Annotated in this window: 22 protein-coding genes; 4 read left to right on the top strand and 18 right to left on the bottom strand. The window is 70.7% G+C overall.

Going from position 1 to position 25,576, the window contains the following annotated elements; translation table 11 throughout:
- Positions 1-201: 201 nt before the first annotated feature.
- Positions 202-858 carry an ATP-binding protein gene (locus QIS96_RS16200; RefSeq protein ID WP_282543295.1) on the bottom strand — a complete coding sequence of 219 codons (657 nt, stop codon included), beginning with the start codon at positions 856-858 and terminating at the stop codon, positions 202-204.
- A gap of 370 nt (positions 859-1,228) precedes the next feature.
- On the opposite strand from QIS96_RS16200, the gene QIS96_RS16195 reads away from it, so the two are divergent.
- The 3 genes from QIS96_RS16195 to QIS96_RS16185 all read left to right on the top strand — a co-directional run bounded on the left by QIS96_RS16195 (position 1,229) and on the right by QIS96_RS16185 (position 3,954).
- Positions 1,229-2,056: a helix-turn-helix domain-containing protein gene (locus tag QIS96_RS16195; protein ID WP_282543294.1), complete on the top strand. Its 828-nt coding sequence runs from the start codon at positions 1,229-1,231 to the stop codon at positions 2,054-2,056.
- Positions 2,053-2,259, top strand: a complete 207-nt coding sequence (locus QIS96_RS16190) for a DUF397 domain-containing protein (protein WP_282543293.1) — start codon at positions 2,053-2,055, stop codon at positions 2,257-2,259. Before QIS96_RS16195 ends, QIS96_RS16190 begins: the two co-directional genes overlap by 4 nt.
- A 75-nt stretch (positions 2,260-2,334) precedes the next feature.
- Entirely contained in the window at positions 2,335-3,954 is a 1,620-nt protein-coding gene (locus QIS96_RS16185) for an AMP-binding protein (RefSeq protein WP_282543292.1), read from the top strand.
- Positions 3,955-4,431: 477 nt separating this feature from the next.
- Here the strand turns inward: QIS96_RS16185 and QIS96_RS16180 are convergent, their stop codons facing one another.
- Entirely contained in the window at positions 4,432-5,148 is a 717-nt protein-coding gene (locus QIS96_RS16180) for a hypothetical protein (RefSeq protein ID WP_282543291.1), read from the bottom strand.
- 369 nt (positions 5,149-5,517) lie between these two features.
- Here QIS96_RS16180 and gcl point away from each other — a divergent pair, with 369 nt between their 5' ends.
- Complete coding sequence (gene gcl / locus QIS96_RS16175; RefSeq protein WP_282543353.1) at positions 5,518-7,296, top strand: glyoxylate carboligase; 1,779 nt, start codon at positions 5,518-5,520, stop codon at positions 7,294-7,296.
- A gap of 81 nt (positions 7,297-7,377) precedes the next feature.
- Here the strand turns inward: gcl and QIS96_RS16170 are convergent, their stop codons facing one another.
- The 16 genes from QIS96_RS16170 to QIS96_RS16095 form a co-directional block, all read right to left on the bottom strand.
- Positions 7,378-8,001 (bottom strand): hypothetical protein, encoded by a 624-nt coding sequence (locus tag QIS96_RS16170; protein ID WP_282543290.1) that lies wholly within the window; start codon positions 7,999-8,001, stop codon positions 7,378-7,380.
- A gap of 580 nt (positions 8,002-8,581) precedes the next feature.
- Positions 8,582-10,039: a catalase gene (locus QIS96_RS16165; RefSeq protein ID WP_282543289.1), complete on the bottom strand. Its 1,458-nt coding sequence runs from the start codon at positions 10,037-10,039 to the stop codon at positions 8,582-8,584.
- A 406-nt stretch (positions 10,040-10,445) separates the two neighbouring features.
- The gene (locus QIS96_RS16160; protein WP_282543288.1) at positions 10,446-11,339 is read right to left on the bottom strand and encodes a 2-hydroxy-3-oxopropionate reductase; all 894 of its coding nucleotides are present in this window, start codon (positions 11,337-11,339) and stop codon (positions 10,446-10,448) included.
- Positions 11,340-11,450: 111 nt separating this feature from the next.
- Positions 11,451-12,290, bottom strand: coding sequence for a TIM barrel protein (locus QIS96_RS16155; protein ID WP_282543287.1), 840 nt, complete (start codon positions 12,288-12,290; stop codon positions 11,451-11,453).
- A 182-nt stretch (positions 12,291-12,472) separates the two neighbouring features.
- Entirely contained in the window at positions 12,473-13,345 is an 873-nt protein-coding gene (locus tag QIS96_RS16150; RefSeq protein WP_282543286.1) for a hypothetical protein, read from the bottom strand.
- 64 nt (positions 13,346-13,409) lie between these two features.
- Positions 13,410-13,985 (bottom strand): hypothetical protein, encoded by a 576-nt coding sequence (locus tag QIS96_RS16145; RefSeq protein ID WP_282543285.1) that lies wholly within the window; start codon positions 13,983-13,985, stop codon positions 13,410-13,412.
- Positions 13,982-15,268, bottom strand: coding sequence for an MCE family protein (locus QIS96_RS16140; RefSeq protein WP_282543284.1), 1,287 nt, complete (start codon positions 15,266-15,268; stop codon positions 13,982-13,984). Before QIS96_RS16140 ends, QIS96_RS16145 begins: the two co-directional genes overlap by 4 nt.
- A complete protein-coding gene (locus QIS96_RS16135) occupies positions 15,268-16,596 on the bottom strand; it encodes an MCE family protein (RefSeq protein ID WP_282543283.1) in 1,329 nt (442 codons plus the stop codon). Before QIS96_RS16135 ends, QIS96_RS16140 begins: the two co-directional genes overlap by 1 nt.
- Complete coding sequence (locus tag QIS96_RS16130; protein WP_282543282.1) at positions 16,593-17,756, bottom strand: MCE family protein; 1,164 nt, start codon at positions 17,754-17,756, stop codon at positions 16,593-16,595. Before QIS96_RS16130 ends, QIS96_RS16135 begins: the two co-directional genes overlap by 4 nt.
- Positions 17,753-18,763, bottom strand: coding sequence for an MCE family protein (locus QIS96_RS16125; RefSeq protein ID WP_282543281.1), 1,011 nt, complete (start codon positions 18,761-18,763; stop codon positions 17,753-17,755). Before QIS96_RS16125 ends, QIS96_RS16130 begins: the two co-directional genes overlap by 4 nt.
- On the bottom strand, positions 18,760-19,827 hold the full coding sequence (locus tag QIS96_RS16120; RefSeq protein ID WP_282543280.1) for an MCE family protein: 1,068 nt from the start codon (positions 19,825-19,827) through the stop codon (positions 18,760-18,762). Before QIS96_RS16120 ends, QIS96_RS16125 begins: the two co-directional genes overlap by 4 nt.
- Entirely contained in the window at positions 19,824-21,080 is a 1,257-nt protein-coding gene (locus tag QIS96_RS16115) for an MCE family protein (protein WP_282543279.1), read from the bottom strand. The genes QIS96_RS16120 and QIS96_RS16115 overlap by 4 nt, the downstream gene beginning before the upstream one ends.
- A 27-nt stretch (positions 21,081-21,107) precedes the next feature.
- The gene (locus tag QIS96_RS16110; RefSeq protein WP_282543278.1) at positions 21,108-21,923 is read right to left on the bottom strand and encodes an MlaE family ABC transporter permease; all 816 of its coding nucleotides are present in this window, start codon (positions 21,921-21,923) and stop codon (positions 21,108-21,110) included.
- Positions 21,924-21,926: 3 nt separating this feature from the next.
- Positions 21,927-22,709: an MlaE family ABC transporter permease gene (locus QIS96_RS16105; RefSeq protein ID WP_282543277.1), complete on the bottom strand. Its 783-nt coding sequence runs from the start codon at positions 22,707-22,709 to the stop codon at positions 21,927-21,929.
- Positions 22,706-23,641 (bottom strand): ABC transporter ATP-binding protein, encoded by a 936-nt coding sequence (locus QIS96_RS16100; RefSeq protein ID WP_282543276.1) that lies wholly within the window; start codon positions 23,639-23,641, stop codon positions 22,706-22,708. The genes QIS96_RS16105 and QIS96_RS16100 overlap by 4 nt, the downstream gene beginning before the upstream one ends.
- A 676-nt stretch (positions 23,642-24,317) precedes the next feature.
- Positions 24,318-25,310, bottom strand: a complete 993-nt coding sequence (locus QIS96_RS16095; protein ID WP_282543275.1) for an RNA polymerase sigma factor — start codon at positions 25,308-25,310, stop codon at positions 24,318-24,320.
- Positions 25,311-25,576 lie beyond the last annotated feature (266 nt).

Genomic DNA, 25,576 nt, shown 5'->3' with positions numbered 1-25,576 from the left:
CCAGGGGGAGCGGATGGGGGTGCGGATCATTGCCCAGCTGGGCAGCAGCCCTGAACATCGTGCTGACGGACGCCCTCAGGGACCTGGCGAACTCTGAGTAGGCCGCCAGTCGACGATCCTCGCGCCGCGCCGCTTGCTCACGACGGAACCGAGCATCGTCGCCCCGCATTACCACCAGGTAAGAACCGAGAGCGCCGATCACTACGCCGAGCAGTGCAGGCAGTTGTTGCATGAAAGCGGACATCGAAGCACCGTAAGGCACTCGATGAACCCCCACCACAAGGCCATCGAGGGCATTCTCATCTGGCGAGTCTGCGGTAACAGACGAGGGTGCAGGTGATGCTGGTGAACGCGACGTTCTACGGCGGTGACGGTGGCCGCGGATTCGCTGATGCCGATTTCGTCGGGCGGGCTGCAACGGAGCGTCGCCCATACGGTCTTGCCCGGTGCGGGGCGGCGGTCGGTGATGCCCCAGGCGTCGGCGAGGGCGGCGACGAGGAGCAGGCCGCGGCCCGATTCGGCGTCGGGGCCGGGGCAGGCGGGATCGACCGGTGCGGGCCGGCGTTCCGTGCGGGTGTCGGAGACCTCCAGGCGGAACAGCCGGCCGGGCTCCTCGGTGAGGCGTACGTGGAAGTCCCGGCCGGGGACGCGCCCATGGCGTACGGCGTTGGCGCACAGCTCGCCGGCCAGAAGGGTCAGGGTTTCGTTGACGTCGTCGTCGTAGGGGTGTCCCCATGCGTCCAGCCGGTGCGAGACGAGATGCCGGGCGAGGCGGGCGCCGCGCGGGGTCGCCGTGAACGCCATGGCGAACTCGTGGACGGCAGTGGTGGGTTGAGGCTGAGGGTTGGTCTGGTGCATGGGGGGAGCGTGGCGGGCGCGCGGGTGGGCTGACCAGGGGTTCTGTGTGTACGGCGGGGTTCTGTACGGCGGCGCTCGCCGCGCGTACGGGCCTGCTCGACCGGGCCGAGACGGCGACGGGCCGGAGTCACCCCTGCGGTGGACCCGGCCCCGGTCGAGGTGGTTGAGGCGATGTCACTCTGAGACATCACTTGCGGGAGGCGTCCTGGGGGGCCGCCCGCTGGAGTGAGGCGGGGCGCTCAACTGTGGCTCGATGGGCTGGACTTCGGCGGAATCGTGGGAGGGGCGGCGGGGGCTGTCCGTATCGTGGACGCACGGTCACGGCCGGTGGGTGGTACAGGCGCGAGCTGTACGTACGGGTGGAGGTGGCGTGCTGGTGGGCAGCCAGGGCGAGGGTGAGGGCGACGCGGGCTTCCTGAAGTGCTTCGGGCAGCAGCTGCGGTTACTCCGTACGCGGAAGGGACTGAGCCGGGCCGAGTTGGGGGCGTTGCTCGGGTACGGGGAGGACCAGATCGCGTCGGTCGAGCTGGGGCGGCGCATTCCCAAGCCGGAACTCATCGACGCGGCGGATGACGCCCTCGACGCGGACGGAATGCTGAAGGTGATGAAGGAGGAGGTGGCGAAGGCCCGGTACCCAGCGTTCTTCCGCGACGCGGCGAAGCTGGAGCGGGAGGCGGTGGAGTTGCATGTGTATGCGAACCAGGCGGTGCCGGGGTTGTTGCAGACGGAGGAGTATGCGCGGGCGGTGTTCGAGATGTGGCGACCGCTCCTGAGCGAGGAGACCGTGAGCCAACGGGTGGCGGCCAGGCTGGCCCGGCAACAGCTCTTCTCACGCCAGCCCCATCCGACGATCAGCTTCGTGATCGAGGAGTCCTCTTTGCGTCGTCCACTCGGCAACAGGGCAATCTCGCGAGGCCAGTTGGAGCAGATCCTGCTCTACGGACACCAGCGCAACGTCGAGATCCAGGTCATGCCGACCGAGCGGAGCGAGCACGCTGGCCTCGGTGGCCCGTTCACCTTGATCGAGACCCGTGAGGGGCGCAGGATCTCTTACATGGAGGTGAATGAACACAGTCGCCTCTACACCGAGCGGCCAGTGGTCCGAGGCTTCGAGGAGCGGTATGGCATCCTCCGGGCCCAGGGGCTTACGCCTTCGGATTCGCTGTCCTTCGTCGAGAAGTTGCTGGGAGACACATGAACGTCGAAGAGCCCCACGATGCATCCGAGCCGGAACTGGGTTGGTTCACGAGCAGCCACAGCAGCGGCGCCGGCGGCGAATGCGTAGAGGTCGCCCGGGGAGCGGCAAGCGTCCACGTACGCGACTCGAAGCGCCTCGCGCAGGGCGGCCCGGTGCTCACCGTCGAGCCATCCGCCTGGGCGGAGTTTCTGCAGGGCCTGTGAGCCGGGGCGAGGGGGCGGGGACCTCGTTAGGGAAGAGATCTAGCGCGCCCCGGCCCCCCGAGGCATGCTGACGCCATGCTGCAGAGCGAACGTGAGTCCCTGTCGTACGTGCACGGTCTCGGCGACACCCCGTTGATCGGCGACACCATCGGAGCCAACCTCGCGCGGGCCGTGGCGCGGTTCCCCGATCGTGAGGCGCTCGTGGATGTGCCGTCCGGGCGGCGGTGGACGTATGCCGAGTTCGGGGCCGCAGTCGAGGAGGTCGCCCTCGGGTTGCTCGGGCAGGGTGTGGGCAAGGGGGACCGGGTCGGGATCTGGGCGGTGAACTGCCCGGAGTGGGTGCTGATCCAGTACGCCACGGCCCGTATCGGCGCGATCATGGTGAACATCAACCCGGCTTACCGCGCCCACGAGTTGGAGTACGTCCTGGGCCAGGCCGGCATCGGCGTGCTCGTCGCCTCGCTCGGGCACAAGAGCAGCGACTACCGGGCCCTGGTCGAGCAGGTGCGCCCGCGCTGCCCCGGGTTGCGGCGCACGTACTACATCGGGGACGAGGCAAGTTGGGCCGCGCTGCTCGCCGAGCCGGGCACGCGGGAGCAACTCGCCGCGCGCGAGGCGGAGTTGAGCTGTGACGACCCGGTCAACATCCAGTACACCTCGGGCACCACCGGCTTCCCGAAGGGCGCCACCCTCTCGCACCACAACATCCTCAACAACGGCCACAACGTGGGGCAGTTGATCGGGTACAGCGAGCAGGACCGGATCTGTCTGCCCGTGCCCTTCTACCACTGCTTCGGCATGGTCATGGGCAACCTCGCGGCGACCGCGCACGGCGCGTGCATCGTCATCCCCGGCCCGTCCTTCGAGCCGGCGGCGACGCTGCGGGCGGTCGAGCAGGAGCGGTGCACTTCGCTGTACGGCGTGCCGACCATGTTCATCGCCGAGCTGGGCCTGCCCGACTTCGCCTCGTACGACCTGTCGTCGCTGCGCACCGGCATCATGGCGGGCTCGCCGTGCCCGGTGGAGGTCATGAAGCGGGTCGTCGCCGAGATGCACATGGAGCAGGTGTCGATCTGCTACGGCATGACGGAGACGTCCCCGGTGTCGCTGCAGACCCGCATGTCGGACGACCTGGAGCGGCGCACCGGCACTGTCGGCAGCGTCCACCCGCACCTGGAGGTCAAGGTCGTCGACCCGGCCACGGGCGTGACGGTGCCGCGCGGCGAGCCGGGCGAGCTGTGCACCCGCGGCTACAGCGTGATGCTCGGCTACTGGGACGAGCCGGAGAAGACCTCCGAGGCCATCGACGCGGGCCGCTGGATGCACACCGGGGACCAGGCGGTGATGCGTGAGGACGGGTACGTCCAGATCGTCGGCCGCATCAAGGACATGATCATCCGCGGGGGCGAGAACATCTACCCGCGCGAGATCGAGGAGTTCCTGTACGGCCACCCGCTGATCTCCGACGTACAGGTGGTGGGTGTTCCGCACGAGAAGTACGGCGAGGAGGTCCTGGCCTGCGTGATCCTGCGCGACGAGTCGGCCGGGCTGACCCTGGACGACCTGCGTTCCTTCTGCCAGGACCGGCTCGCCCACTACAAGATCCCGACGCGGCTGCAGATCGTGGACTCCTTCCCGATGACGGTGTCGGGGAAGGTGCGGAAGGTGGAGCTGCGGGAGGGGTTCACGGGGTGAGTTCGGTTCGGCTTACGGGGCGAACGTGCCCCGTACCTCGGACGGCACCGCTACGGGGCTACCGCCCCCGGGCCCCCCTGCCTGGGGCTGCCCGCCCCCGGGCCCCGGATCCCGGCCGTTGTTTGGCTGCCGCGCCGGTGTGGCTGGTCGCGCAGTTCCCCGCGCCCCTGTTCCGGGGGCTTCGCCCCGGACCCCTCCTGCTGTCTTTCGGCTCGCTGCGCCGTCGTGGTTGCTCGCGCAGTTCCCCGCGCCCCTTAAAAACAGCCCCTCCGGCGTTTGAGGAGCGGGGGTCCGGGGGCGGAGCCCCCGTGCCGACGGCAGTCTTTCGGGAAGGGGCGGGGAGGGGAGCAAAGGAAGCCCGTCCGGCGTTTGAGGACGAGCCCGGAGGGCGATCTGCGGGGGCCGAGTCGAGGGTGTGGGGCGTGGTCCCGAGGGTGATGTGTGGGGCCGAGTCGACGGTGGCGGGCGGGGCGGGGGTTACTCCGCGCTTCCCGTGGTCACCAGCTCGTCCGCAGGGCTGTTGACCGGCAACGGCGTGCCCGTGAGGTCGAGTACGAACAGCGGCACGGCGAGCGTGTCCGCGCGGAAGCGGGCCTCCTCCGCGTACCCGGCGAGGGAGAAGTGCACGGGCACCGCGGACTCGGCGAGCGCGGACATCCAGAGGGTCTCGACGTCCCGCACCCCGGTCCGCCGCGTGGACGGCTCGACCCGCGCGACCAGTCCCGGCGCGTGCAGCCCGACCGCCGCCCCGCCGTGCGGCTCGACGTGCCGGATGTCCCGGTAGCCGAGCCACTTCAGGTACAGCGCGGCGGCCGTCACCGCGTCCCGGGCGGTGCGGATCGTGACCGGGTGGAACGCGGGCCGGGGCGCGGGCGCCGTCGGCGGCAGCGGGATGTGCAGCGGCGGTGCGGCGTTCGACGTGGGCGCCGTGGCGACCGAGCGCACGATGATCCGCAGGATCGTCCCGCAGGGGCAGCCGAGCTCCGGGTGCGGCCACTGGTCCTGACGCCCGCAGGACAGGCAGCGCACGGTCACCCACTCGTCCGCCCAGGTGCGATGTCTGATGGGCACGGGTGCCGCGCCCCGCACCAGGGGCGGGCACACCGGCGCCCCGCAGGCGCAGGGGAACACCGGCGCCGCGTACACGTGCTCGCGCCGACAGGCCGGGCATCGCACCGGCACGCTCTCAGCCATCAGCGCCGCCCCTCGCCGTGGTCGCCCCCTTCGCCATGGTCGCCCCCTTCGCTCAGACGCCCCGTGTCCATGCCGCGCCCCCATCGTCCACCAAGGACGCGCTTCTGGGGAGGGAGTTGGCCAGGTTCGCGGGCGCGCGGGAGTGCGGAGGCGCGTGCACGGGGGTCTTCACGGGGGTCTTGGCGAGGGCTGGCGAGGGGGCTCGTCGAGAGGTGTGGCGATTTGGCTCTTGACGACCTGAACAACCTGCTTCTACATTGCTTCCGTATAGCAGAACATAACTTCCGCATAGCGAAAACCACCGGAAACGACCAGGTGGTGTCGGTGGAAGTGCCCGACAGGTCGACGCAGGAGTACTCGATGCCTCGAATGACAGCCGCCGCGGCGGCAGTGGAGATCCTCAAGCGCGAGGGCGTTACGAACGCGTTCGGTGTGCCGGGCGCTGCGATCAACCCCTTCTACAAGGCCCTCAAGCAGGTCGGCGGCGTCGACCACACGCTGGCCCGCCACGTCGAGGGCGCCACGCACATGGCCGAGGGTTACACGCGTACCAACCCCGGCAACATCGGTGTCGCCATCGGTACGTCCGGCCCCGCCGGCACCGACATGATCACCGGCCTGTACTCGGCGATCGGCGACTCGATCCCGATCCTGTGCATCACCGGCCAGGCCCCGAGCCACCTCCTCGCCAAGGAGGACTTCCAGGCCGTCGACATCGCCTCGATCGCCAAGCCGGTCGCCAAGATGGCCGTCACGGTCCTGGAGGCCGCGCAGGTCCCCGGCGTCTTCCAGCAGGCCTTCCACCTGATGCGCTCCGGCCGTCCGGGCCCGGTCCTCATCGACCTGCCCATCGACGTCCAGATGGCCGAGATCGAGTTCGACCCGGAGACGTACGAGCCGCTGCCGGTCTACAAGCCGGCCGCGACCCGCGCGCAGATCGAGAAGGCGATCAAGTTCCTGGTCGAGTCCGAGCGCCCGCTGATCATCGCGGGCGGCGGCATCATCAACGCCGACGCCTCGGACCTGCTCGTCGAGTTCGCCGAGATCACCAACACCCCGGTCGTCCCGACCCTGATGGGCTGGGGCACCATCCCCGACGACCACGAGCTGAACGCGGGCATGGTCGGCCAGCAGACCGGCCACCGCTACGGCAACGCCACGTTCCTGGAGTCGGACTTCGTCCTCGGCATCGGCAACCGCTGGGCCAACCGTCACACCGGCTACAAGCTGGACGTGTACCGCGAGGGCCGCAAGTTCGTCCACGTCGACATCGAGCCCACCCAGCTCGGCAAGATCTTCCCGCCGGACTACGGCATCACGTCCGACGCGAAGGCCGCCCTGGAGCTGTTCGTCGAGGTGGCGCGCGAGCTCAAGGAGGCCGGCGAGCTCCCGGACCGCTCCGAGTGGGTCGCCTCGCACCTGGAGCGCAAGGCCACGCTGCAGCGCCGTACGCACTTCGACAACATCCCGATGAAGCCGCAGCGCGTCTACGAGGAGATGAACAAGGCGTTCGGGCCCGAGACGCGCTACGTGACGACCATCGGTCTGTCGCAGATCGCGGGCGCCCAGATGCTGCACGTCTACAAGCCGCGCCACTGGATCAACTGCGGCCAGGCAGGACCGCTCGGCTGGACCATTCCGGCCGCGCTCGGCGTCGCCAAGGCCGACCCGGAGACCCCGGTCGTCGCGCTCTCCGGTGACTACGACTTCCAGTTCATGATCGAAGAGCTGGCCGTCGGCGCGCAGCACCGCATCCCGTACGTCCACGTCCTGGTCAACAACGCCTACCTCGGCCTCATTCGCCAGGCGCAGATCGGTCTGGACATCAACTTCCAGGTCAACCTGGAGTTCGAGAACCAGAACAGCCCCGAGCTGGGCGTGTACGGCGTCGACCACGTCAAGGTCGCCGAGGGCCTCGGCTGCAAGGCGATCCGCGTCACCGACCCGAACGAGCTGGGCGACGCCCTGGAGCAGGCCAAGAAGCTGGCCCAGGAGCACCGCGTCCCGGTCGTCGTCGAGGCGATCCTGGAGCGCATCACCAACATCGCGATGAGCAAGACCGCCGACATCAGCGACGTCACGGAGTTCGAGGAGGTCGCGACGGAGGCCTGGCACGCGCCGACCGCCATCAAGACCCTCAAGAGCTGAGGCCCCGGCCTCATGTGAAGGGGCGGTCCACCCGGAGGGGGGTGGACCGCCCCTTCTGTGTGCCCGGCCGTGTGCCCGGGATCAGAACGGTACGGGCGCCTGCGGTTCGAGCACGCCCGGAACCTGCCGGCCGAACTCCTCGTGGTCGGCCACGTGCAGCGTCACCCAGGAGCCGTCCGTGAAGCCGAACTCGTGGTGCTTGCCGTCCTTGTGCCGCCGGATCCACGCGAGGCGCTCACGCGGGAACTCAGGGCCCGCGAGGACGCCTTCGGCGAGCTGGAACGCGCTGGCCTGGTGGCTGGGGGCGTAGTACACCCGCAGTCCCTGCGGGGTGAGCGCAAGGAAGCTCCACACGTACCACCAGCGGGACACCGGCTGCACGGCGGCGAGGAGCTGCCCCGCGGTGCTCTGCCAGCCGCCGAAGAACGCCTTGCCCTTCTCCCGGAACTCCGGCCGGCGCGCCGGATCGGCGCCGAAGTCCGAAGGGCCTGTGGGGTTCCCCTTCTCGCTCCAGAAGATCTGCATGCCGGCCGCCCACAGCTTCCCGAACGCGCCTCCCGTCATCCGCTGCTCGCTGAAGACCTCGGGCCTGAGCTCCTTCGGCGCGATCGGCTCCTTCTCCTTCATCAACCCGAACCGCTCGACGTGAAAGGGCCCGAGGAGCCCGGGAACGTCACCGAACCGGTCGGTGATGCGCTGCCTCATGAGGGTGGAATGCAAGACGTGTCCCATCGTGATCGGTTGATGCGGTGGCAACGGTAACGGGCCTGCGGGGCCGGGAAGTTGGGTGCCTGCAGCCCCCCGGCCCCAGCCTCCGGGGCTGCGCCCCCGGGCTCCCTTGCCTGTTCTTCGTCGGACCCGCCGTCGTGGCTGGTCGCGCAGTTCCCCGCGCCCCTGACGGGGCGGACGCAAAAGAGCGCCGGGTTCACGGGACCGTCCGTGAACTCGGCGCTCTGGCTCTGGAGTTGTGTTGCTTGCCGTCCGGCGGCGCAAGGCCGGGCGCGACTGGTCGTTCGCGCCGCCGGACGGAGTCGAGGTGCTGGGATCGCGGCGGGTGCGATGGAGCCCGGTCTCCCTTCCCTCAGGTCGAGAAGGGCCCGTCGCACCTTTACCACCGCACTGGCTCGCACGCCGCCGCGATCCCGGGGGCTTTCGCCCCAGCTGCCCGCCGAAGCGGGCCGCCCTGCCCTGGACCACCCCTCATCCGGGTCCCAGGCGAGGGCATTCCCGTACGGAGCCTGACCTCCCGTCAAACACCGTACGGAGCCTTCGTGTTGCTGCTCGCTCAGTCCTCGCGCAGGGCGCGGACGGCCTCCTCGACGCGCTTGCCGTAGTCGGCGTCGGCGGCGTGGAAGTGGGCGAGGTTCTTCTCGATGACGTCGTCGCGGGTGACCTGGGACAGGCCGCCGGCGATGTTCGCCACCAGACGCTTCTTCTCGTCCTCGGACATCAGGCGGTACAGCTCACCGGCCTGGAAGAAGTCGTCGTCCTTGGTGTGGGCCGGGGCCTCGTGGGTGCCCGTGTGGCCGTTGACGGCCAGCGGGGCGGCCAGCGGCTGGCCGGTCTCGACGGGGCCCTCGTACGAGTTGGGCTCGTAGTTCTTGGCGCCGCGACCCTGCGAGTTGGAGGCCATCAGGCCGTCACGGCCGTAGTTGTTGGCCTCGGTCGCCTTCGGGGCGTTCACCGCGAGCTGGGTGTGGTTGACGCCCAGGCGGTAGCGGTGCGCGTCCGCGTAGGCGAACAGGCGGCCCTGCAGCATCTTGTCGGGGGAGGGGCCGATGCCCGGAACGAAGTTGTTCGGGGAGAACGCGGCCTGCTCGACCTCGGCGAAGACGTTGTCGGGGTTGCGGTCCAGGACCAGGCGGCCGACGCGCTGCAGCGGGTAGTCCTTGTGCGGCCACACCTTGGTGAGGTCGAACGGGTTGAAGCGGTAGTCCGCGGCCTCGGCGGCCGGCATGACCTGGACGTACAGGGTCCAGGACGGGTTCACACCGCGCTCGATGGCCTGAAGCAGGTCCGTCTGGTGCGAGTTGGGGTCCTTGCCCGCGAGCTCGGCGCCCTGCTCGGCGGAGAGGGAGCGGATGCCCTGGTTCGTCTTGAAGTGGTACTTGACGAAGAAGGCCTCACCCTTGGCGTTGGTCCACTGGTAGGTGTGGGAGCCGTAGCCGTTCATGTGGCGGTACGAGGCGGGGATGCCGCGGTCGCCCATGAGCCAGGTGATCTGGTGCGTGGCCTCGGGGGCGTGCGCCCAGAAGTCCCAGACGTTGTCCGGCTCCTGCTTGCCCGTGAAGGGGTCGCGCTTCTGGGAGTGGATGAAGTCGGGGAATTTGATCGGGTCCTTGATGAAGAACACCGGGGTGTTGTTGCCGACGAGGTCGTAGTTGCCCTCTTCGGTGTAGAACTTCAGCGCGAAGCCGCGCGGGTCGCGGACGGCGTCCGCGCCACCGAGGTTGTCCGCCACGGTGGAGAACCGCAGGAACGTCTCGGTCTTCTTGCCGACCTCGGAGAGGAAGTCGGCGGAGGTGAAGCCGGTGACGTCGTCGGTCACCTCGAAGTAGCCGTAGGCGCCCGAGCCACGGGCGTGCACCACGCGCTCCGGGATGCGCTCGCGGTTGAAGCGGGCGAGCTTCTCCAGCAGGTGCTGGTCCTGCAGGAGGATGGGGCCGCCGACGCCGGCGGTGGCGGAGTTCTGGTTGTCGGCGACCGGGGCGCCGGACTCGGTGGTAAGCACGCGCTGCGGCATGTTGTCGGGTGACCTTCCGTGCGGGAGCTGCTGAGCGGAGAAAATCCGCGATACCGCGGAAAGACTTTTCCGCTGTGGGGTGGAGCGTAGGTTCGCCCTGAACCCAACGTCAACAGTTTGTTGAAAAACAGTGAACGGGGCGGTTCGGGGCATGCCTGACCGGGCCCTGGCGCCGACCTGCCAGGACCCGGTGGTGCAGCAGGCCCGAGCGGATCGGACCGTACGAGAGGGCCGTACGGGACAGTCGTACGAGAGCCGTACGAGAACCGCGCGAAAGGGCCGTACGAGATGTTCCGGGCAACGCCCGCGCCTGGGCGCGACAGGACAGGTGTCAGCGCGGGCGCCGCCCGGGGATCTGGGGGACCGGCGAGGTCGGACGACCCGCCGGTCCTGCAGCGCGTACGGGTCAGGCGACCTGGTTGCCCGAGAGGCGCTCGACGGCGCGGAGCAGCGCCGAGTGGTCGAGGCCGCCGTCACCCTGGGCGCGCAGCGAGGCCACCAGCTGGGCCACCACACCGCCGACCGGCAGCGAGGCGCCGACGTTGCGGGCGGCGTCGGTGACGATGCCCATGTCCTTGTGGTGCAGGTCGATCCGGAAGCCCGGCTTGAAGTCCCGGTTCAGGAAGTTGTCCTTCTTGCGGGTCAGCACGGTCGAGCCGGCCAGGCCGCCGTTGAGGACGTCGAGCGCGGCCTTCAGGTCCACGCCGGACTTCTCCAGGAAGACCACGGCCTCGGCGCACGCCTGGATGTTGACGGCGACGATCAGCTGGTTGGCGGCCTTCACCGTCTGGCCGGAGCCGTGCGGGCCGCAGAGCACGATGGTCTTGCCGAGGGCCTCGAGGATCGGCTTGGCGGTCTCGAAGTCCGCCTGCTCGCCGCCGACCATGATGGACAGGACGGCCTCGATGGCGCCGGCCTCGCCGCCGGAGACGGGCGCGTCGATGACGCGGATGCCCTTCTCCTTGGCGTTCTTGGCCAGGTCGACGGAGGTCTGCGGGGTGATCGACGACATGTCGATGATCAGCGCGCCCGACTTGGCGTTCTCCAGGATGCCCTCGGGGCCGTAGGAGATGGCCTCGACCTGCGGCGACGCGGGCACCATCGTGATGACGACGTCGGCGTCCTTGACGGCCTCGGCGATCGACTTGGCCGCGGTGCCGCCGGCGGCGGCGAGGCGGTCGAGCTTGTCCTGCTCCAGGGTGAAGCCGGTGACGTCGTAGCCCGCCTTGATCAGGTTCTCGGACATGGGGGAGCCCATGATGCCGAGGCCGATCCACGCAATCTTCGGAAGGTTGCTCATCAGGGTGCCTCTTTCAAAACGCTTGATACGGGGGTGAGTTGCCGCCCGCCGCACAGTCGGGCGGCAACTCTGGCGCGCCGAGGGGGCGCAACGAGGGAAGCCTCGGGAGAGTCAGCGAGCGGCGCGGGCCTCGGCCGGCAGCCAGTCGAAGGCCTCGGCGCTCGGCTTGTCGCCGGGCTTGTACTCCAGGCCGACGAAGCCCTCGTAGCCGGCCTGCTTCAGCTGGTCGAGGAGAGACTCCAGGGGCAGGTCGCCGGTGCCCGGAGCGCCACGGCCCGGGTTGTCGGCGATCTGCACGTGGCCGGTCTTCTCGGTGTACTTCGCGATGATCTCGTCGAGGTCCTCGCCGTTCATGGACAGGTGGTACAGGTCCATGAGGAACTTGGCGTTGCCGAGCCCGGTGGCGGCGTTCACCGCGTCCACGACCTCGATCGCCTTGGGGGCGCTCACGATCGGGCACTTCGGGGACTCGGGCGCGTTGAGCGCCTCGATGAGCAGGATCGCGCCGATGCGGTCCGCCTCGGCGGCGGCCAGCTTCAGGTTCTCCAGGGCGAGCTCGTCCTGCGCGGCCGGGTCGACGCCGTCGACGCGGTTGCCGTACAGGGCGTTGAGCGCCTTGCAGCCGAGGGACTGGGCGAAGTCCGCCGCCACCTTGAGGTTGGCGCGGAACTTCTCCGACTCCTCACCGGGGATGGACAGCGCACCGCGGTCCGGCCCCGGCAGCTGGCCGGCGTAGAAGTTCAGGCCCGTGAGCTGAACGCCTGCGTCCTCGATGGCCTTCTTCAGGGCGTCGAGCTCGGCCTGCTCAGGGGTGGGGGCGTCGACCCAGGGCCACCACAGCTCGACCGCGGTGAAGCCCGCCGCGGCGGCGGCCGCGGGACGCTCCAGGAGCGGGAGTTCCGTGAAGAGGATCGACAGGTTGACGTTGAAGCGCTGGTCCGTGAATCCCATGAGGGGCAGGCGCTCCTTCCGTATTGCGGAAGTTACTTTCTACTTGATGGAAAGATTGCCTGCAGGTGGGGATGGCTGTCAAGAGCGGCCGCGAAAAGAGCGCCTCCCCGGTCGGGGAGGCGCTCCGGAAATCGGCGGCCGGGGCCCGTTCGGGCGGCCCGCCGCGGCGGTCGGGGAGGCGGTCAGAGGGCGTCCACCGCGCTCACCTTCCAGCCCTGCGGCGTGCGCGTGAGCGTCATGCGGACCCGGTTCAGGTCGACCCGCGAGTCGGACACCTGCGTACTCCGGGTGACCTGGTTGACGAAGAGCAGGACGACGGCGCGGTCGGGCGTCGCCGACACCACCGAGGCCGCCGGCGCGCCCCCGTCGGGCGGCGCGACCACCGAGGCCTTCACGACGCCCTCGTACTTTTTGGCCGTGGGCCCGACGACCTTCTTCGTAGTCCGCGCGTACTCCTCCCGGAAGTCGCCCGTGAGGTGCTCGCGGGCCGCCGCGAAGTCCTTGCCGAGCCTGCGGTGGTCGTACGACAGGACCACGGGCGCGGCCGTACGCGCCGCCTCCAAGGCCTCCGTCCGCGCCTCCTGGACCCGGCGGCCCTCGCGGTACTCCAGGCCGAGCACGAGCGCCGTGACGAGCCCCGCCAGGGTCAGGACGGCGAGGAGCGCGGTGAGGCGGGCACGGCGGGGGCGGGGGCGCGCGGCGGGCGGGGCGTCCCGGTCCTCTGCGGGGTCGGGGCTGCGGTCGGCTTCAGGATCGGGTCCGGCTGCCGGGGGCTCCGGGCTCTCCAGGGAATCCGGGCTGCCCTCCAGGGAATCCGAGGGCTCATCGGTCTCCCGTCCCCGCGCCGGTGCGCTCAGGACCTTGCCGACGACCTTCTCGACCTCGGGCAGCCCCGTCCGGTCGTTGACCACATCATCGGGCAGGTCGGCCAGCGGGTCCCGGGTCCGCGGGCCGCCGCCGGACCGTTTGGCCGCCGCCCGCGCCGCCGCGTTCAGGGTGCGCCGGCCGGGGGAGCCGGGGCCGGTGCCGCGGCCTCGGGTGCTGGTGTTCGCCACGGTGTCTCTCCTTACGTGCCTCACGGAGTGGCTGAAATCGCTCGCCTCAGCTGGGTCAGCTGACTCAGCCGACGAACTCGACGCCGGACGTCAGCCAGCGCCCGTGCTCCAGGCGCAGGTCCAGCTGCAGCCGGTAGGTGCGGGCCCGGCCCTCGGGGGCCGCGGTGTTGGTGACCTTGCTGTCGGCGACGACCAGGACGCGGGCGGTGCGCTCGTCGGCGCGCGTGATGCCCGCTTCGAGGACCTGGCCCTTCGACACCGACTTGTTCTTCTCGACCAGCTCCGTCAACTGCCCGGTCTGCGCCGCGAACTGCTTCTTGAACTCGCCGGTCGCGGACTTCAGGACGTTCCTGCTGTCGCGCTCGTAGTGCCGGTGGTCGAGCGAGGTGAAGTTCACGGCGGACTGCCGGGCGGCCGCCAGGATGTCCTGATTCCGCTGCTCGGCCGCGCGCTGCTCGTGCACCTGGAGGCCGAGCCAGACCGCGAGCGCCGACACGGCGACGGTGGCGACGGCCAGCGCGACAGGCGCGACGCGCGAGTCGCGGGCCGTGCGCGCGAGCCGCGCGCCCAGGCGGCGCGGGGCTCGCAGCGCACGGGCGAAACGGCCTGCGGGCGGGCGCGGTTGCGTGGCTCCGCTCATGTCATCGGTCCTACGAGCAGCCATTGCCACGAGTCCTTTCCGAACGTGTGCTGTTCACCGCCCGTCGAGCCGATCTCGACGAGCCTTCCGTCCGGCCCGGCGAACGTGCCGGTGTCCGGGTCGTACGGGGATACAAAGGCCGCTGCGCCCGCCGCGCCCGTACCGGACGTACGGGAGGAGGGGCCGGGGGCGTTCTGTGCGCCGCGCACCGAGGTGTCGCTGCCGCGCGGCTCCGTGCAGCGCGCGCCGGTGTTCGCGGGGCGCTCGCCGGTGTCGGCGGGGTCGCGCCGCTGGGTGCCGCCGTAGCCGCGGCGGCAGGGGGCCGGCTGGTCCTTGCCCGCGACCAGGCCGAAGTGGGTGGTGCCGTCGCCGGGGACGACGGTGTAGCTGCCGGCGACGGTCAGCGGGAACGTCACCAGGGCCTGCTCGACGCCGGGCAGCCGGGCCGCGGTGACCTGGCCGCCGCTGATCAGGTTGCCGACGAGTACGGGCAGCCGGGTGCGGTTGGCCTTGAGGAGCGCGTCGAGTTCGTGCGCGGCGGGCGCGCCGCCCGCGATCAGCCGGCGCAGGTCCCCGTCGCGGGCCTTCAACTCCTCGGTCAGCGCGGCCAGATCGCCGGAGAACGACTTGATCGCCGAGCCCTGCTCCGACTGGGTCCTGAGGACCGTCCGCGAGTCCTCGATCAGCGCGATGGTCTGCGGCAGCGAGTCCGAGGCCGACTCGACCAGGTCGTTGCCGGAGTCCACGAGCCGTCCGAGGTGCGGCCCGGTGCCCGCGAAGGCCTTGCCCAGCTCGTCCACCGTGACCTTGAGGTCCTTCTTGCCGACGGACTCGACGAGCCGGTCGAGGCTGAGCACCAGTTCGGTGGTGGCGAGCGGCACGCGGGTGTCCTCGCGGGCGATGGTCGAGCCGTCGTGCAGGAGCGGCCCGCCGTCGGTGCGCGGCTGCAGGTCGACGTACTGCTCGCCGACCGCCGACCGGTTCGCGACCACCGCCAGGCTGTCCGCGGGGATGCGGGCCTCGTCCTCGATGTCGAGCTCCACCGACACCCCGTCCGCGCCGTCGAGCCGCAGCTCCCCGACCCGGCCCACGGGCACGCCGCGGTACGTGACCTCGGCGCCCTCGAAGACGCCGCCCGACTCGGCGAAGTCGGCGCGCACCGAGTAGCGGTCGTCGAAGAGGGCGTCGCCGATGCCGGTGTAGGTGGCGCCGACGTAGGCGCAGCCGACGGCGGTGACCGTCGCGAAGGCGAGCAGCTGGACCTTGACCATGCGGGTGAGCACTAGAACAGCCCCCTCAGCAGGAGTTCGGCGAGGTCGGGATCGAACCCGCGCGGCCGCCCCGACCCGTCTCCGTGGGGGCCGTACGCGGAGCCGTCGCCGTACGTGTCGTACGCGGAGTAGCCGATGCCGGTGCACACGGGCGGGCAGAGGTCGCCCTGCCCGCCGCCGTCGCCGGGCGGTTTCGGCACGTCCGGGTCGCCGGGCAGGGCCGGTGCGTCCGGTACGTCGGGCACCTCGGGCACGTCCGGCACGTCCGGGAGCCGGGGCGGCCTCGGGAGGTCGGGCGCGTCCGGGCCACCGGGTTCGCCCGGCCCCTCCGGCTCGTCGGCGAGGTTGCCGTAGATGCTCGCCAGGTCCAGGTCTGCGGTGATCTTGAGGTTGACGTAGTCGCCCTTGATCGCGTCCGTGGCGCTGCGCGGGAAGGGGTAAGTGGTGAGCAGCTCAAGGGAGTTGGGCAGGTTGTCGCCCGCCTTGTTCAACTGCTCCAGGATCGGCCGCAGATGGCGCAGGTTCGCGACGAAATCGGCGCGGGACGCGTTGACGACCCTGGTGCCGGTCTTCCCGAGCTTCGACAGCGACGTCAGCATCTTCGTCAGGTCCTCGCGCTGGTCCGCGAGCACGTCGAGGGCGCCGGGCAGGGTGTCCACGGCCCGCCCGACGGTGTTCTTCTCGCGCTTCAGCCGCTTCGCGAGCCGGTCCACGCCCTTGAGCGCCCGCACGATGTCCGCGCGCTGGTCGTCGAGGCCGCCGACGAACGTGTCCAGCTCCTTGAGCAGCGACCTGACCCGGTTCTCCCGGCCTTCCAGGGCCTTGTTCAGCTCGACGGTGATGGTCTTCAACTGGGCCACGCCACCGCCGTTCAGCAGCGCCGACAGGGCGGAGAGGACCTCCTCGATCTCCGGGTTGCGGCCGCTGCGGGACAGCGGGATGCGGGCCCCGTCGCGCAGCCGGCCCACGGGCGCGCCCTGCGGGGGCGGGGACAGCTGCACGTACTTCTCGCCGAGCATGCTGGTCTGGCGCAGGTCGGCCACCGCGTTGCCGGGCAGCTTCACCTTCCGGTCGACGCGCAGCCGTACGCGCGCGTGCCAGCCGTTCAGCTCGACCTTCTCGACCGCGCCCACCGTGACGCCGTCGACCTTCACCGCGGACTGCGGCACCAGGTCGAGGACGTCCCGGAAGTCGACGGTCACCCGGTAGGCGTCCGCGTCGTTCGCGGCGCCGCCCGGCAGGTCCACGTCGTACAGGCCGTGGAAGTCGCAGCCCGCCAGGAACAGCGAGCCGAGCGCGACCCAGGCGGCCGTGCCCCTCCCGCGCAGGCGTGTGCTCATGCCGCCTCCAGGATTCCGCCGAGGGTCTTGTCGGTCGACGCCTGGTCGCCCGAACTGCCTTGCTGTTGCGGCAACTTGGGCAGTGAGTCGAAGAGCTTCTTCAGGTCCTTGCACTCCGCGTCCCGCCGTTCGCCGGTGGTGCCGAGCAGGGAGCAGAGCAGCGCGGCCGGGTCCTGGGCGGTCTCCGATGCGTTGTTGCGGGTGTCGAGGGTGCCGGAGCTCGCGTTGTACGCGTTCTGCAGGTTGCCCAGGCCGGTCGGCGCGGTGTCGAGGATCTCGGCGAGCGCTTCCTGCTGTGTGACCAGGACCTTGGTGACCTTGCTCAGGCCCTTCACGTCCTCGGTGAGCGCCTTCTTGTTGTCGCGTACGAACTCGGTGACGTCGGCGAGCGCGACGCCCAGGTGCCGGAGCGCCGCCGCGAGGTCCTTGCGCTCGCCGGCGAGCTGGTCGGCGACCTTGGCGAGGCTGGTGTTGAACGACCGCACGCTCTTGTCGTCCTTGGCGAGCACGGCCGTGAAGACCTGCAGGTTCCGCACGGTGCCGAACAGGTCGCCCCGGCCGTCGGACAGCGTCGTGACCGCCTTCGACAGGTCGCCGACGGTGGTGTGCAGGTCCTCGCCCTGCCCTTCGAGGTTGTCCGCGCTCACGCCGAGCAGCCGGGCGAGCGAGCCCTCCTTGTTCGCGCCGCGCGGGCCGAGCGCCTCCGCCGTGGTGTGCAGGCTGTCGAAGACCCGGTCCAGCTCGACCGGCACGGCGGTGCGGCTCTGCGGGATGACGTCGCCGCTGCGCAGCGCCGGGCCCTTGCGGTACACGGGGAGCAGCTGCACGTAACGGTCGCTCACCACCGAGGAGTTGATGATCGCGGCCTTCGCCCCGGCGGGCACCCGCTGCTCGGCGTCGTACGTGAGGACGACCCGCACCCGCTCGCCCTCCGGCGCGATCTCCTGCACCTCGCCGATCCGCACGCCGAGGACCCGTACGTCCGAGCCGGGGTGGATGCCGACGGTGCGCGGGAAGTACGCGGTGACCCGGACCGGTTCGGCCTGCGGCCACAGCACCACGGTCAGCGTCGCGACCAGGGCGAGGACGGCCACGAGCGCGGTGCGCCGCAGCAGTCGTACGTGCCGTGGCAGTCGTGGCGGTCGTGGCGGTCGTGTCATCGGGAGTCTCCCTTGCGCGGGACCACCGGAGCGGCGACCAGGTTCTGGATGTAGCTGTCGAACCAGCGGCCGTTGCCGAGGGTGTTGGAGAAGAGGCGCACGAACGGCGCGAGCAGTGCGACGCTGCGCTCCAGGCTGGTGTAGTTGCGTTCGAGCATCGACACGACCCGGTCGAGGCCCTTGAGCGCGGGGCCGATCTCCTCGCGGTTGTCCCGTACGAGACCGGAGAGCTCGATGCCGAGCGTGGCCGAGCTCTTGAGCAGCTCGTGGATCGCGGTCCGGCGCTTGGCGATCTCGGCGAGGAGTTTGTCGGCGTCCTCGACGAGGCGGCCGAATTCGTCGGAGCGGTCCGCGAGCACGTCCGTGACGCTGTCGGCGTGGTCGAGGAGTTCGCGGAGCTGCGCGTCGCGGGACGCGACCGTGCGGGAGATCCTCGACAGGCCCTTGATGGACGCCTTCACCTCGGCGGGGGAGTCCTCGAACGTGGCGGAGAGCGTGTCCATGGCCTGCGCGAGCCGGGCCGTGTCCACCTTCTCCGTCGTGGTCGTCAGATCGCTGAACGCCGTCACCACGTCGTACGCGGGTGTCGTCCGCCCGATCGGAATCTCGCTGCCCGCCGCCAACTGCCCAGGCCCTGCGGGCTCCAGGGAAAGGTACTTGGCGCCGAGGATCGTCTTGACGCGGATGGCGGCGCCGGTCCGGGTGCCGAACGCCGGGTCGCCGTCCACCCGGAAGGTGACCTTCACGTGGTCGCCGTCCAGGCCCACCTCGTCGACCTTGCCGACCTTCACCCCGGCGATCCGCACCTCGTCCCCCGGCTTCAGCCCGCCGGCCTCGGCGAACGCCGCGCTGTACGTGTCGCCCGCGCCGATCAGCGGCAGGTCGTCGGCGTTGAACGCGGCGGCGGTGAGCAGGGCGAGCGTGGTGAGGCCGACGACGCCGACCGTCACGGGGTTGCGCTCCCGGAACGGAGTCGTCCGCCAGGGCAGCCGGATGCGTACGGTCATGCGCCGCACCTCGCTCGGGCCACGTGCAGTTCGGGCGTGAGGACCTTCCCGGCCTCGGCGGTCTTCCCGGCCTTGCCGTCGCCGGTCGGCAGCACGATCCGGCCGTCGAAGTCGCAGAGGTAGAAGTTGAACCAGGAGCCGTAACTCGCCGTGCCGCTCAGCTTGTTGAGTTTGTTCGGCAGCCGCTTCAGGACGCCCTCCACGGTCTTCTCGTGCTCGTTCAGCGTGCCGGTGAGATCGGTCAGCTCGGCGAGGTCGTCCCGCAGCGGCGGCCGGGCCTCGCCGATCAGGCCCGACGTGGCCTCGGTGAGGTCGCCGATGCTCACCAGGGACTCGCCGATCGGCTTGCGGTCGGCGGCGAGCCCGGACACCAGGCGCTGCAACTGCTTGAGCAGCGCGGAGAATCGGGTACCGCGCTTGTCGAGCGTCGTGAGCACCTCGTTGAGGTTGTCGATCACGGACCCGATCAGGCGGTCGCGGTCGGCGAGGGTGCTGGTCAGGGATGCGGTGTGGGCGAGCAGGCTGTCGACGGTGCCGCCCTCGCCCTGCAGGGTCTTGATGATCTCGGTCGCCAGCTGGTTCATGTCCTTCGGGCTGAGCGCGGCGAACAGCGGCTTGAACCCGGCGAGCAGCGCGTTCAGGTCGAGCGCGGGCTGCGTACGGGACAGCGGTATCTCCGCGCCGGGCGGCAGCGGCGTGGTCCCGCCCGCGCCCTCGGTCAGGGCGATGTAGCGCTGCCCGACGAGGCTGCGGTAGCGGATCACGGCACGGGTGCCGGTGAACAGCGGCCGCTCCTCGGTGACCGTGAAGGACACCTCGGCCTTGGTGCGGTCCTTGATCCGGATCTCCTCGACCTCGCCGACCCGCACTCCGGCGACCCTGATGTCGTCGCCCTCCTCCAGGCTCGTCACATCGCTGAACACCGCGCGGTACGAGTGCTCGGGAGTGAAGTCGACGTTCACGATCGTCGCCGCGAGCAGTGCGGTGGCGACGACGGTGACCAGCGCGAACAGCAGGAACTTCACCAGTGGCGCGGCGACTTCGGTGGCCTTCCCGACCTTCATGCGACGCTCACCGCCGTCCCGCGCGCCAGCGGCCCGAACAACAGCGTCGCCACCGCCGGCACCCGGTCCGGGGACGTCCCCAGGACCGGCGCGAGGAGCGAGCCCACCGCCCGCTGCTCGGACTCGGTGCCGGACACGGCGGGCTCCGTGGGGCGCGTACCCGTACCGCTGCCCTCCGTGCCGTCCTTCAGGTCGTCGTGCGGCGCCGGGACGCGGGGGTGCGGCAGGCCCCGGCAGTTGGGCCCCGACCGCTCCCCGTACTGCGGTTCGTCGCCCGGCTCGTACGCGTCCTGCGGGTGGACGAACTCCAGGGTGATGTGCATCTTGCCGCCTCGGTAGGTCGGGTCGGACGCCTTGTCCTGCCGCACCAGGCCCTCAAGCAGGCACGGGTACTGCGGCGCGTAGCGGTCGAAGAGGGCGAGCGTCGGGCGGGACACCCGGCCGAGGGCGATCAGGCGGTCGCCGTTCGTGTCGAGGAACTCCTCGCCCGTGCCGGCCGCGCGGGCCGTGCCGGTGAGCGCGGCCGCGAGCTGGTCCTGCTTCTCCACGATCGTGCGGCTGGTCGTCATCGAGTTCTCCAGGATGCGCAGCAGGTCGGGGGCCGCGTCCGCGTACACCTCGGCCACGTCCGCGAACCGCGCGATGTCCTCCCGCAGGGACGGCAGATGCGGGTTGAGGCGGCGCAGATAGCGCTCGACGCGCGCCAGGTTGTCGCCGATCCGCTCGCCGCGCCCGTCGAGCGCGGTCGCGAACGCATTGAGGGTGGCGTTCAGCTCGCCGGGCCGCACCGTACGCAGCAACGGCAGCAGATCGTCGAGGAGTTGCTGCAGTTCGATGCCGACGGTGGTGCGGTCCTGCGTGATCACGTCGCCCGCGCGGATGGCCCGCCCCTTGGGGGTACGTGGGGCGACCAGCTCCACGTACTTCTCGCCGAACAGCGTCTTGGGCAGCAGCCGCGCGTGCACGTCCGCCGGGATCCGGTCGACGTGCTCCGGCTTGAGCGCGAGGCCGAGCGTGGCCTTCTCGCCGTCGGCGCTCACCTCGCGCACCTCGCCGACGAGCAGCCCGCGCAGCTTGACGTCGGCGCGCGGCTCCAGCTGGTTGCCGAGCGCGTCGGCCTGCAGAGTGATCCGTACGACCGGCGTGAACACCTGCTGGTACGCGGCCACCGAGAGCCCGAGCAGCAGGCCGATCACGGCGAGGAACACCACGCCGTACAGCCGCAGTCGGGCGGTACGGGACAGGGCAGGCATCGCAGTTCTCATGGGCGTCATGGGCGGCTACCCCGCTATTCGCACGGTCGTGACGGCGCCCCAGATCGCGAGGCTGAGGAAGAAGTCCAGGATGTTGATCGCGACGATCGAGGTGCGCACCGCCCGGCCGACCGCGACGCCCACCCCGGCGGGCCCGCCGCTCGCGTAGTAGCCGTAGTAGCAGTGCACCAGGATGATCACGACGGCGAAGACGATCACCTTGCCGAAGGACCAGAGCACGTCGACGGGCGGCAGATACTGCTGGAAGTAGTGGTCGTACGTGCCCGTCGACTGGCCGTAGTAGCCGGTGGTGATGGTCCGGGCGGCGAAGTACGAGGACAGCAGGCCGATCACGTACAGCGGGATCACCGCCAGGAAACCGGCGATCATCCGCGTCGTCACCAGGAACGGCAGCGAGGGCACGCCCATCACTTCGAGCGCGTCGGTCTCCTCGCTGATCCGCATCGCCCCGAGCTGCGCGGTGAACCCGGCGCCCACGGTCGCGGACAGCGCGAGCCCCGCCACCAGGGGTGCGATCTCGCGGGTGTTGAAGTACGCGGACAGGAACGCCACGAAGTTGGACGTGCCGAGCTGGTTGAGCGCCGCATAGCCCTGCAGGCCGACCTCGGTGCCGGTGAAGAACGACAGGAACGCGATCACGCCGACGGTCCCGCCGATCACCGCGAGCGCGCCGCGCCCGAAGCTGACCTCGGCGAGCAGCCGCAGGATCTCCTTGCGGTACCGACGCAGGGTGCGGCCGGTCCACGCCAACGAGCGGCCGTAGAAGGCGAGTTGGCGGCCGAGCTCCTCCAGGGAGCGCAGCGGTCGGTCGAGGAGCCGCATTGCCTACCCTCTCTGCGGAACGATCTGGAAGTACACGGCGGTCAGTACGAAGTTCGTCACGAACAGCAACATGAACGTGATCACCACGGACTGGTTCACGGCGTCCCCGACGCCCTTGGGCCCGCCCTTCGCGGTAAGCCCCTTGTACGAGGCGACGAGCGCGGCGATCGCCCCGAACACCAGCGCCTTCACCTCGGCCGCCCACAGGTCGGACAGCTGGGCGAGCGTCGTGAACGAGGCCAGGTAGGCGCCCGGAGTGCCGTTCTGCAGCACCACGTTGAAGAAGTAGCCGCCGGCCACCCCGACCACCGAGACCAGGCCGTTGAGCAGCACCGCCACCACCATCGACGCGAGTACACGCGGCACGACCAGGCGGTGGATCGGGTCGATGCCGAGCACCTGCATGGCGTCGATCTCGTCCCGGATCTTCCGCGCCCCGAGGTCCGCGCAGATCGCGGTGCCGCCCGCGCCCGCGATCAGCAGCGCCGTCACGATCGGCGAGGCCTCGCGCAGCACGGCGAGCACGGACGCCGCACCGGAGAACGACTGCGCGCCCAACTGCCGTGTCAGACCGCCGATCTGCAGCGCGATCACCGCGCCGAACGGGATGGAGACGAGCGCCGTCGGCAGGATCGTGACGCTCGCGACGAACCAGGCCTGCTGGACGAACTCCCGTACCTGGAAGGGACGTCGGGGGATGGTGCGCAGCACGTCGAGGCTCATCGCGAAGAGGTCGCCGGAGTGGCGGAGACCGTTGACGGGCTTCATGAGCTTCGTGTGCTTCATGAGCGGGTCCCCTCCCGTCGGGCCTCGCTCTCGGCGATCGCCTGCCAGCGGGGCGGGCGGTCGATGCCGGGGCCGGGCAGCAGTCGCGGGGTCATGTCGAGAGGGCTCGGCTGCTCCTTCTGCAGGGCGTTCCCGAAGTGCACGGCCTCGCGCGCCATCGTGGCGGCGTCCTTCTCCTCGGCCATCCCGATCGGCCCCTGCATCCGCCCGTTCAGAAACTGCCGTACGACGGGCTCCCGGCTGGTCAGCAGCTTCTCGCGGGGCCCGAACATGACGAGCTCGCGGCGGAAGAGCAGCCCGATGTTGTCCGGGACCTGGCGGGCGGAGGCGATGTCGTGCGTGACGATCAGGAAGGTCGCGTCGATCTGGGCGTTGAGGTCGACGATCAGCTGGTTCAGGTAGGCGACGCGGACCGGGTCGAGGCCGGAGTCCGGCTCGTCGAAGAGGATGATCTCCGGGTCGAGGACCAGGGCGCGGGCGAGCCCGGCCCGTTTGCGCATGCCACCCGATATCTCGCCGGGCAGCTTCTCCTCGGCCCCGATGAGGCCCACCATCTCCATCTTTTCCAGCACGACCCGCCTGATCTCGCTCTCCGACTTACGGGTGTGCTCACGCAAAGGGAAGGCGATGTTGTCGTACAGGTTCATCGAGCCGAAGAGGGCGCCGTCCTGGAACAGCACGCCGAAGGATTTCCGCACCTCGTACAGGTCGTGCTCGCGGAGTTTCGTGATGTCCGTGCCGGCGATCCGGATCGAGCCCTGCTCCGGTTTGAGCAGGCCCACGAGGGACTTCAGGAAAACGGACTTGCCGGTGCCGGAGGGGCCGAGGAGCACGGAGACCTCGCCGGCGGGCAGGGTCAGTGAGACGTTCTGCCAGATGACCTGGTCGCCGAAGGACTTGGTCAGTCCTTCCACGCAGATCTCGACTCCCATCCGGGTCACCCTTCGGCCGTGAGCGGGGCTTTCATCTGCTCTACGGGGAGGGGGGCGGGGTCCGTCGCGGGGATCGGAAGTTTTTTCTTTCCCCACGCCGCCACTTCCCGGCTGTACCTGATTTGCGGCTGCCGCCGCGCGGCCTGCGACCGGCTCCGGGGGCCCCGGGGACCTCCGCCAGGGGCTGCCGCCCCTGGACCGCGTTTCGGGGTTGTTGCCCCAGGGCCCTCGCTCCGGGCTTCGCCCCAGGACCCCGTTTCGGGGCTTCGCCCCGTGCCCAGTGCCCCGGTTGTCGTTTGGCTGCCTGCTTCGTTGTGGCTGGTCGCGCGGTTCCCCGCGCCCCTGTCGGGGCTGCGCCCCAGCCCCCGCTTCGGGGCCCCGCCCCGGACCCCGGCTGTCGTTTGGCTGCCGCTTCGTCGTGGCTGGTCGCGCAGTTCCCCGCGCCCCTGTCGGGGCACCCACCCCAGCCCCACCCCGCCCCACCCCGCCAAGTCCAGCCACTCGGGCTCAGCCCCACCCACCAAATTCAGCCCCTCCGGCGTTTGAGGAGCGGGGGTCCGGGGGCTGGCCCCCGTGCCGACGGCAGTCTTTCGGGAAGGGGTGGGGAGGGGCGCAAAGGAAGCCCGTCCGGCGTTTGAGGACGAGCCCGGAGGGCGATGGGGGCGGCGGCGCCGCGCTACGGGCTGGGTGTCAACTCGACCTCGGGCAGGTCGAGTTCAACCGACGGGTCGGACGGCACGGGCGCCGTCGGCACCGAGCCGGAGGGCGACGGGACGGCCGGAACCGAAGGAGCCGGCACCGGAACAGACGGAACCGGAACAGACGGCGTGCCCACCGGCAACCTGGGCAGGCCACGCCCCGGCAACCGCTCCAGCTCCGCCAGAGCAACCTCAGGAAGATCCACCGCCGGCAACGCCGACACCAACGGCAGCGGCCCCCGGGCCGACGCCGGCCCGGGACCACCCGGCGGGGCGGACGACCGCCCCCCTGAGCCCGCGGAACGCTCCCGCCCCGCCCCCGGCCCCTCCGCAACCGCACCGGATTCCGCCGTACCGCCCGGCTGCGGGGCGGCGGGCGGCGGCCCGCCGGACACGTGCGGCAGTACGAACCCGGCGACGGCCAGCGTCACCGCCGTCGCCGCGACCGCAGCCGCCTGCACCTTCCCGCCCGTGGCCGGCCGCCCACGGCCGAGCAGCCAGAGCAGCAGGCCGAGCGTCGCGGCGAGCGCGCTGCGGAGCGTGCGGCGGGCCCTGGCCAGGAGCGACTCGACGGTCCGGTAGCTCAGGCCCATCTTCTTGGCGACCTGCGCGACGTCCAGATCCTCAGACTTGAGCCAGATCGCCTCGGCCTGCCGCGCGGGCAGGTCCCCGCTCCGCGCGGCCAGCCAGCGGGCCTCGGCCCGGTCGCACACCGACTCGTCCACGGGCACCGGGCCCGGCGTCGTCAGGCGGGGGCTGCTGCGTACCTCCGCTTCGCGGCTGACCTGCCGATACCGGTCCACGCACAGCCGGATCGTCACTGTCGTCAGCCAGGCGCCCAGGCGGTCCTCGTCCAGGTGCGGGTGCTCGGCGGCGCGGACCATCGCCTCGTGCACGGCGTCCTCGGCGTCCTCGGCACTGAGGGACCTGCGTCGGGCCACCCTGAGCAGCTGCTCCCGATGACTCCACACCCGAAGCCACCGCTCCACATCCACCGACCCACCCGGCCCCGTCCGACCACCCGGCCCCGTCCGACCACCCGGCCCCGTCCGACCACCCGGCCCCGTCCGGCCACCCGGCCCCACCCGGCCCTCCGGCCCCACCCGGCCCTCCGGCCCCGCGGGTCCTGCCGGGCCTTCCGGACTCGCCGGCCCCGTGGGCCCCGCCTGGTCTGCCGGGCCCGCCTGACCCGCCCGGCCCAGCCGGTCCGCCCGACTCGATCGGTTCGGGCGGTTCG

It is taken from the genome of Streptomyces cavernicola, assembly GCF_029968035.1.
Lineage (GTDB): Bacteria > Actinomycetota > Actinomycetes > Streptomycetales > Streptomycetaceae > Streptomyces > Streptomyces cavernicola.
Note: the sequence above shows the minus strand (reverse complement) of the source record. Positions and strands in the feature narration are given on the sequence as shown.

What these genes read in the sequence shown, in the direction of transcription:
- QIS96_RS16200 (WP_282543295.1), bottom strand. Translation starts at nt 858, where the DNA reads ATGCACCAGACCAACCCTCAGCCTCAACCCACCACTGCCGTCCACGAG.
- QIS96_RS16190 (WP_282543293.1), top strand. Translation starts at nt 2,053, where the DNA reads ATGAACGTCGAAGAGCCCCACGATGCATCCGAGCCGGAACTGGGTTGG.
- QIS96_RS16185 (WP_282543292.1), top strand. Translation starts at nt 2,335, where the DNA reads ATGCTGCAGAGCGAACGTGAGTCCCTGTCGTACGTGCACGGTCTCGGC.
- QIS96_RS16180 (WP_282543291.1), bottom strand. Translation starts at nt 5,148, where the DNA reads ATGGCTGAGAGCGTGCCGGTGCGATGCCCGGCCTGTCGGCGCGAGCAC.
- gcl (WP_282543353.1), top strand. Translation starts at nt 5,518, where the DNA reads ATGACAGCCGCCGCGGCGGCAGTGGAGATCCTCAAGCGCGAGGGCGTT.
- QIS96_RS16170 (WP_282543290.1), bottom strand. Translation starts at nt 8,001, where the DNA reads ATGAGGCAGCGCATCACCGACCGGTTCGGTGACGTTCCCGGGCTCCTC.
- QIS96_RS16165 (WP_282543289.1), bottom strand. Translation starts at nt 10,039, where the DNA reads ATGCCGCAGCGCGTGCTTACCACCGAGTCCGGCGCCCCGGTCGCCGAC.
- QIS96_RS16160 (WP_282543288.1), bottom strand. Translation starts at nt 11,339, where the DNA reads ATGAGCAACCTTCCGAAGATTGCGTGGATCGGCCTCGGCATCATGGGC.
- QIS96_RS16155 (WP_282543287.1), bottom strand. Translation starts at nt 12,290, where the DNA reads ATGGGATTCACGGACCAGCGCTTCAACGTCAACCTGTCGATCCTCTTC.
- QIS96_RS16145 (WP_282543285.1), bottom strand. Translation starts at nt 13,985, where the DNA reads ATGAGCGGAGCCACGCAACCGCGCCCGCCCGCAGGCCGTTTCGCCCGT.
- QIS96_RS16135 (WP_282543283.1), bottom strand. Translation starts at nt 16,596, where the DNA reads ATGAGCACACGCCTGCGCGGGAGGGGCACGGCCGCCTGGGTCGCGCTC.
- QIS96_RS16130 (WP_282543282.1), bottom strand. Translation starts at nt 17,756, where the DNA reads ATGACACGACCGCCACGACCGCCACGACTGCCACGGCACGTACGACTG.
- QIS96_RS16125 (WP_282543281.1), bottom strand. Translation starts at nt 18,763, where the DNA reads ATGACCGTACGCATCCGGCTGCCCTGGCGGACGACTCCGTTCCGGGAG.
- QIS96_RS16120 (WP_282543280.1), bottom strand. Translation starts at nt 19,827, where the DNA reads ATGAAGGTCGGGAAGGCCACCGAAGTCGCCGCGCCACTGGTGAAGTTC.
- QIS96_RS16115 (WP_282543279.1), bottom strand. Translation starts at nt 21,080, where the DNA reads ATGCCTGCCCTGTCCCGTACCGCCCGACTGCGGCTGTACGGCGTGGTG.
- QIS96_RS16110 (WP_282543278.1), bottom strand. Translation starts at nt 21,923, where the DNA reads ATGCGGCTCCTCGACCGACCGCTGCGCTCCCTGGAGGAGCTCGGCCGC.
- QIS96_RS16105 (WP_282543277.1), bottom strand. Translation starts at nt 22,709, where the DNA reads ATGAAGCACACGAAGCTCATGAAGCCCGTCAACGGTCTCCGCCACTCC.
- QIS96_RS16100 (WP_282543276.1), bottom strand. Translation starts at nt 23,641, where the DNA reads ATGGGAGTCGAGATCTGCGTGGAAGGACTGACCAAGTCCTTCGGCGAC.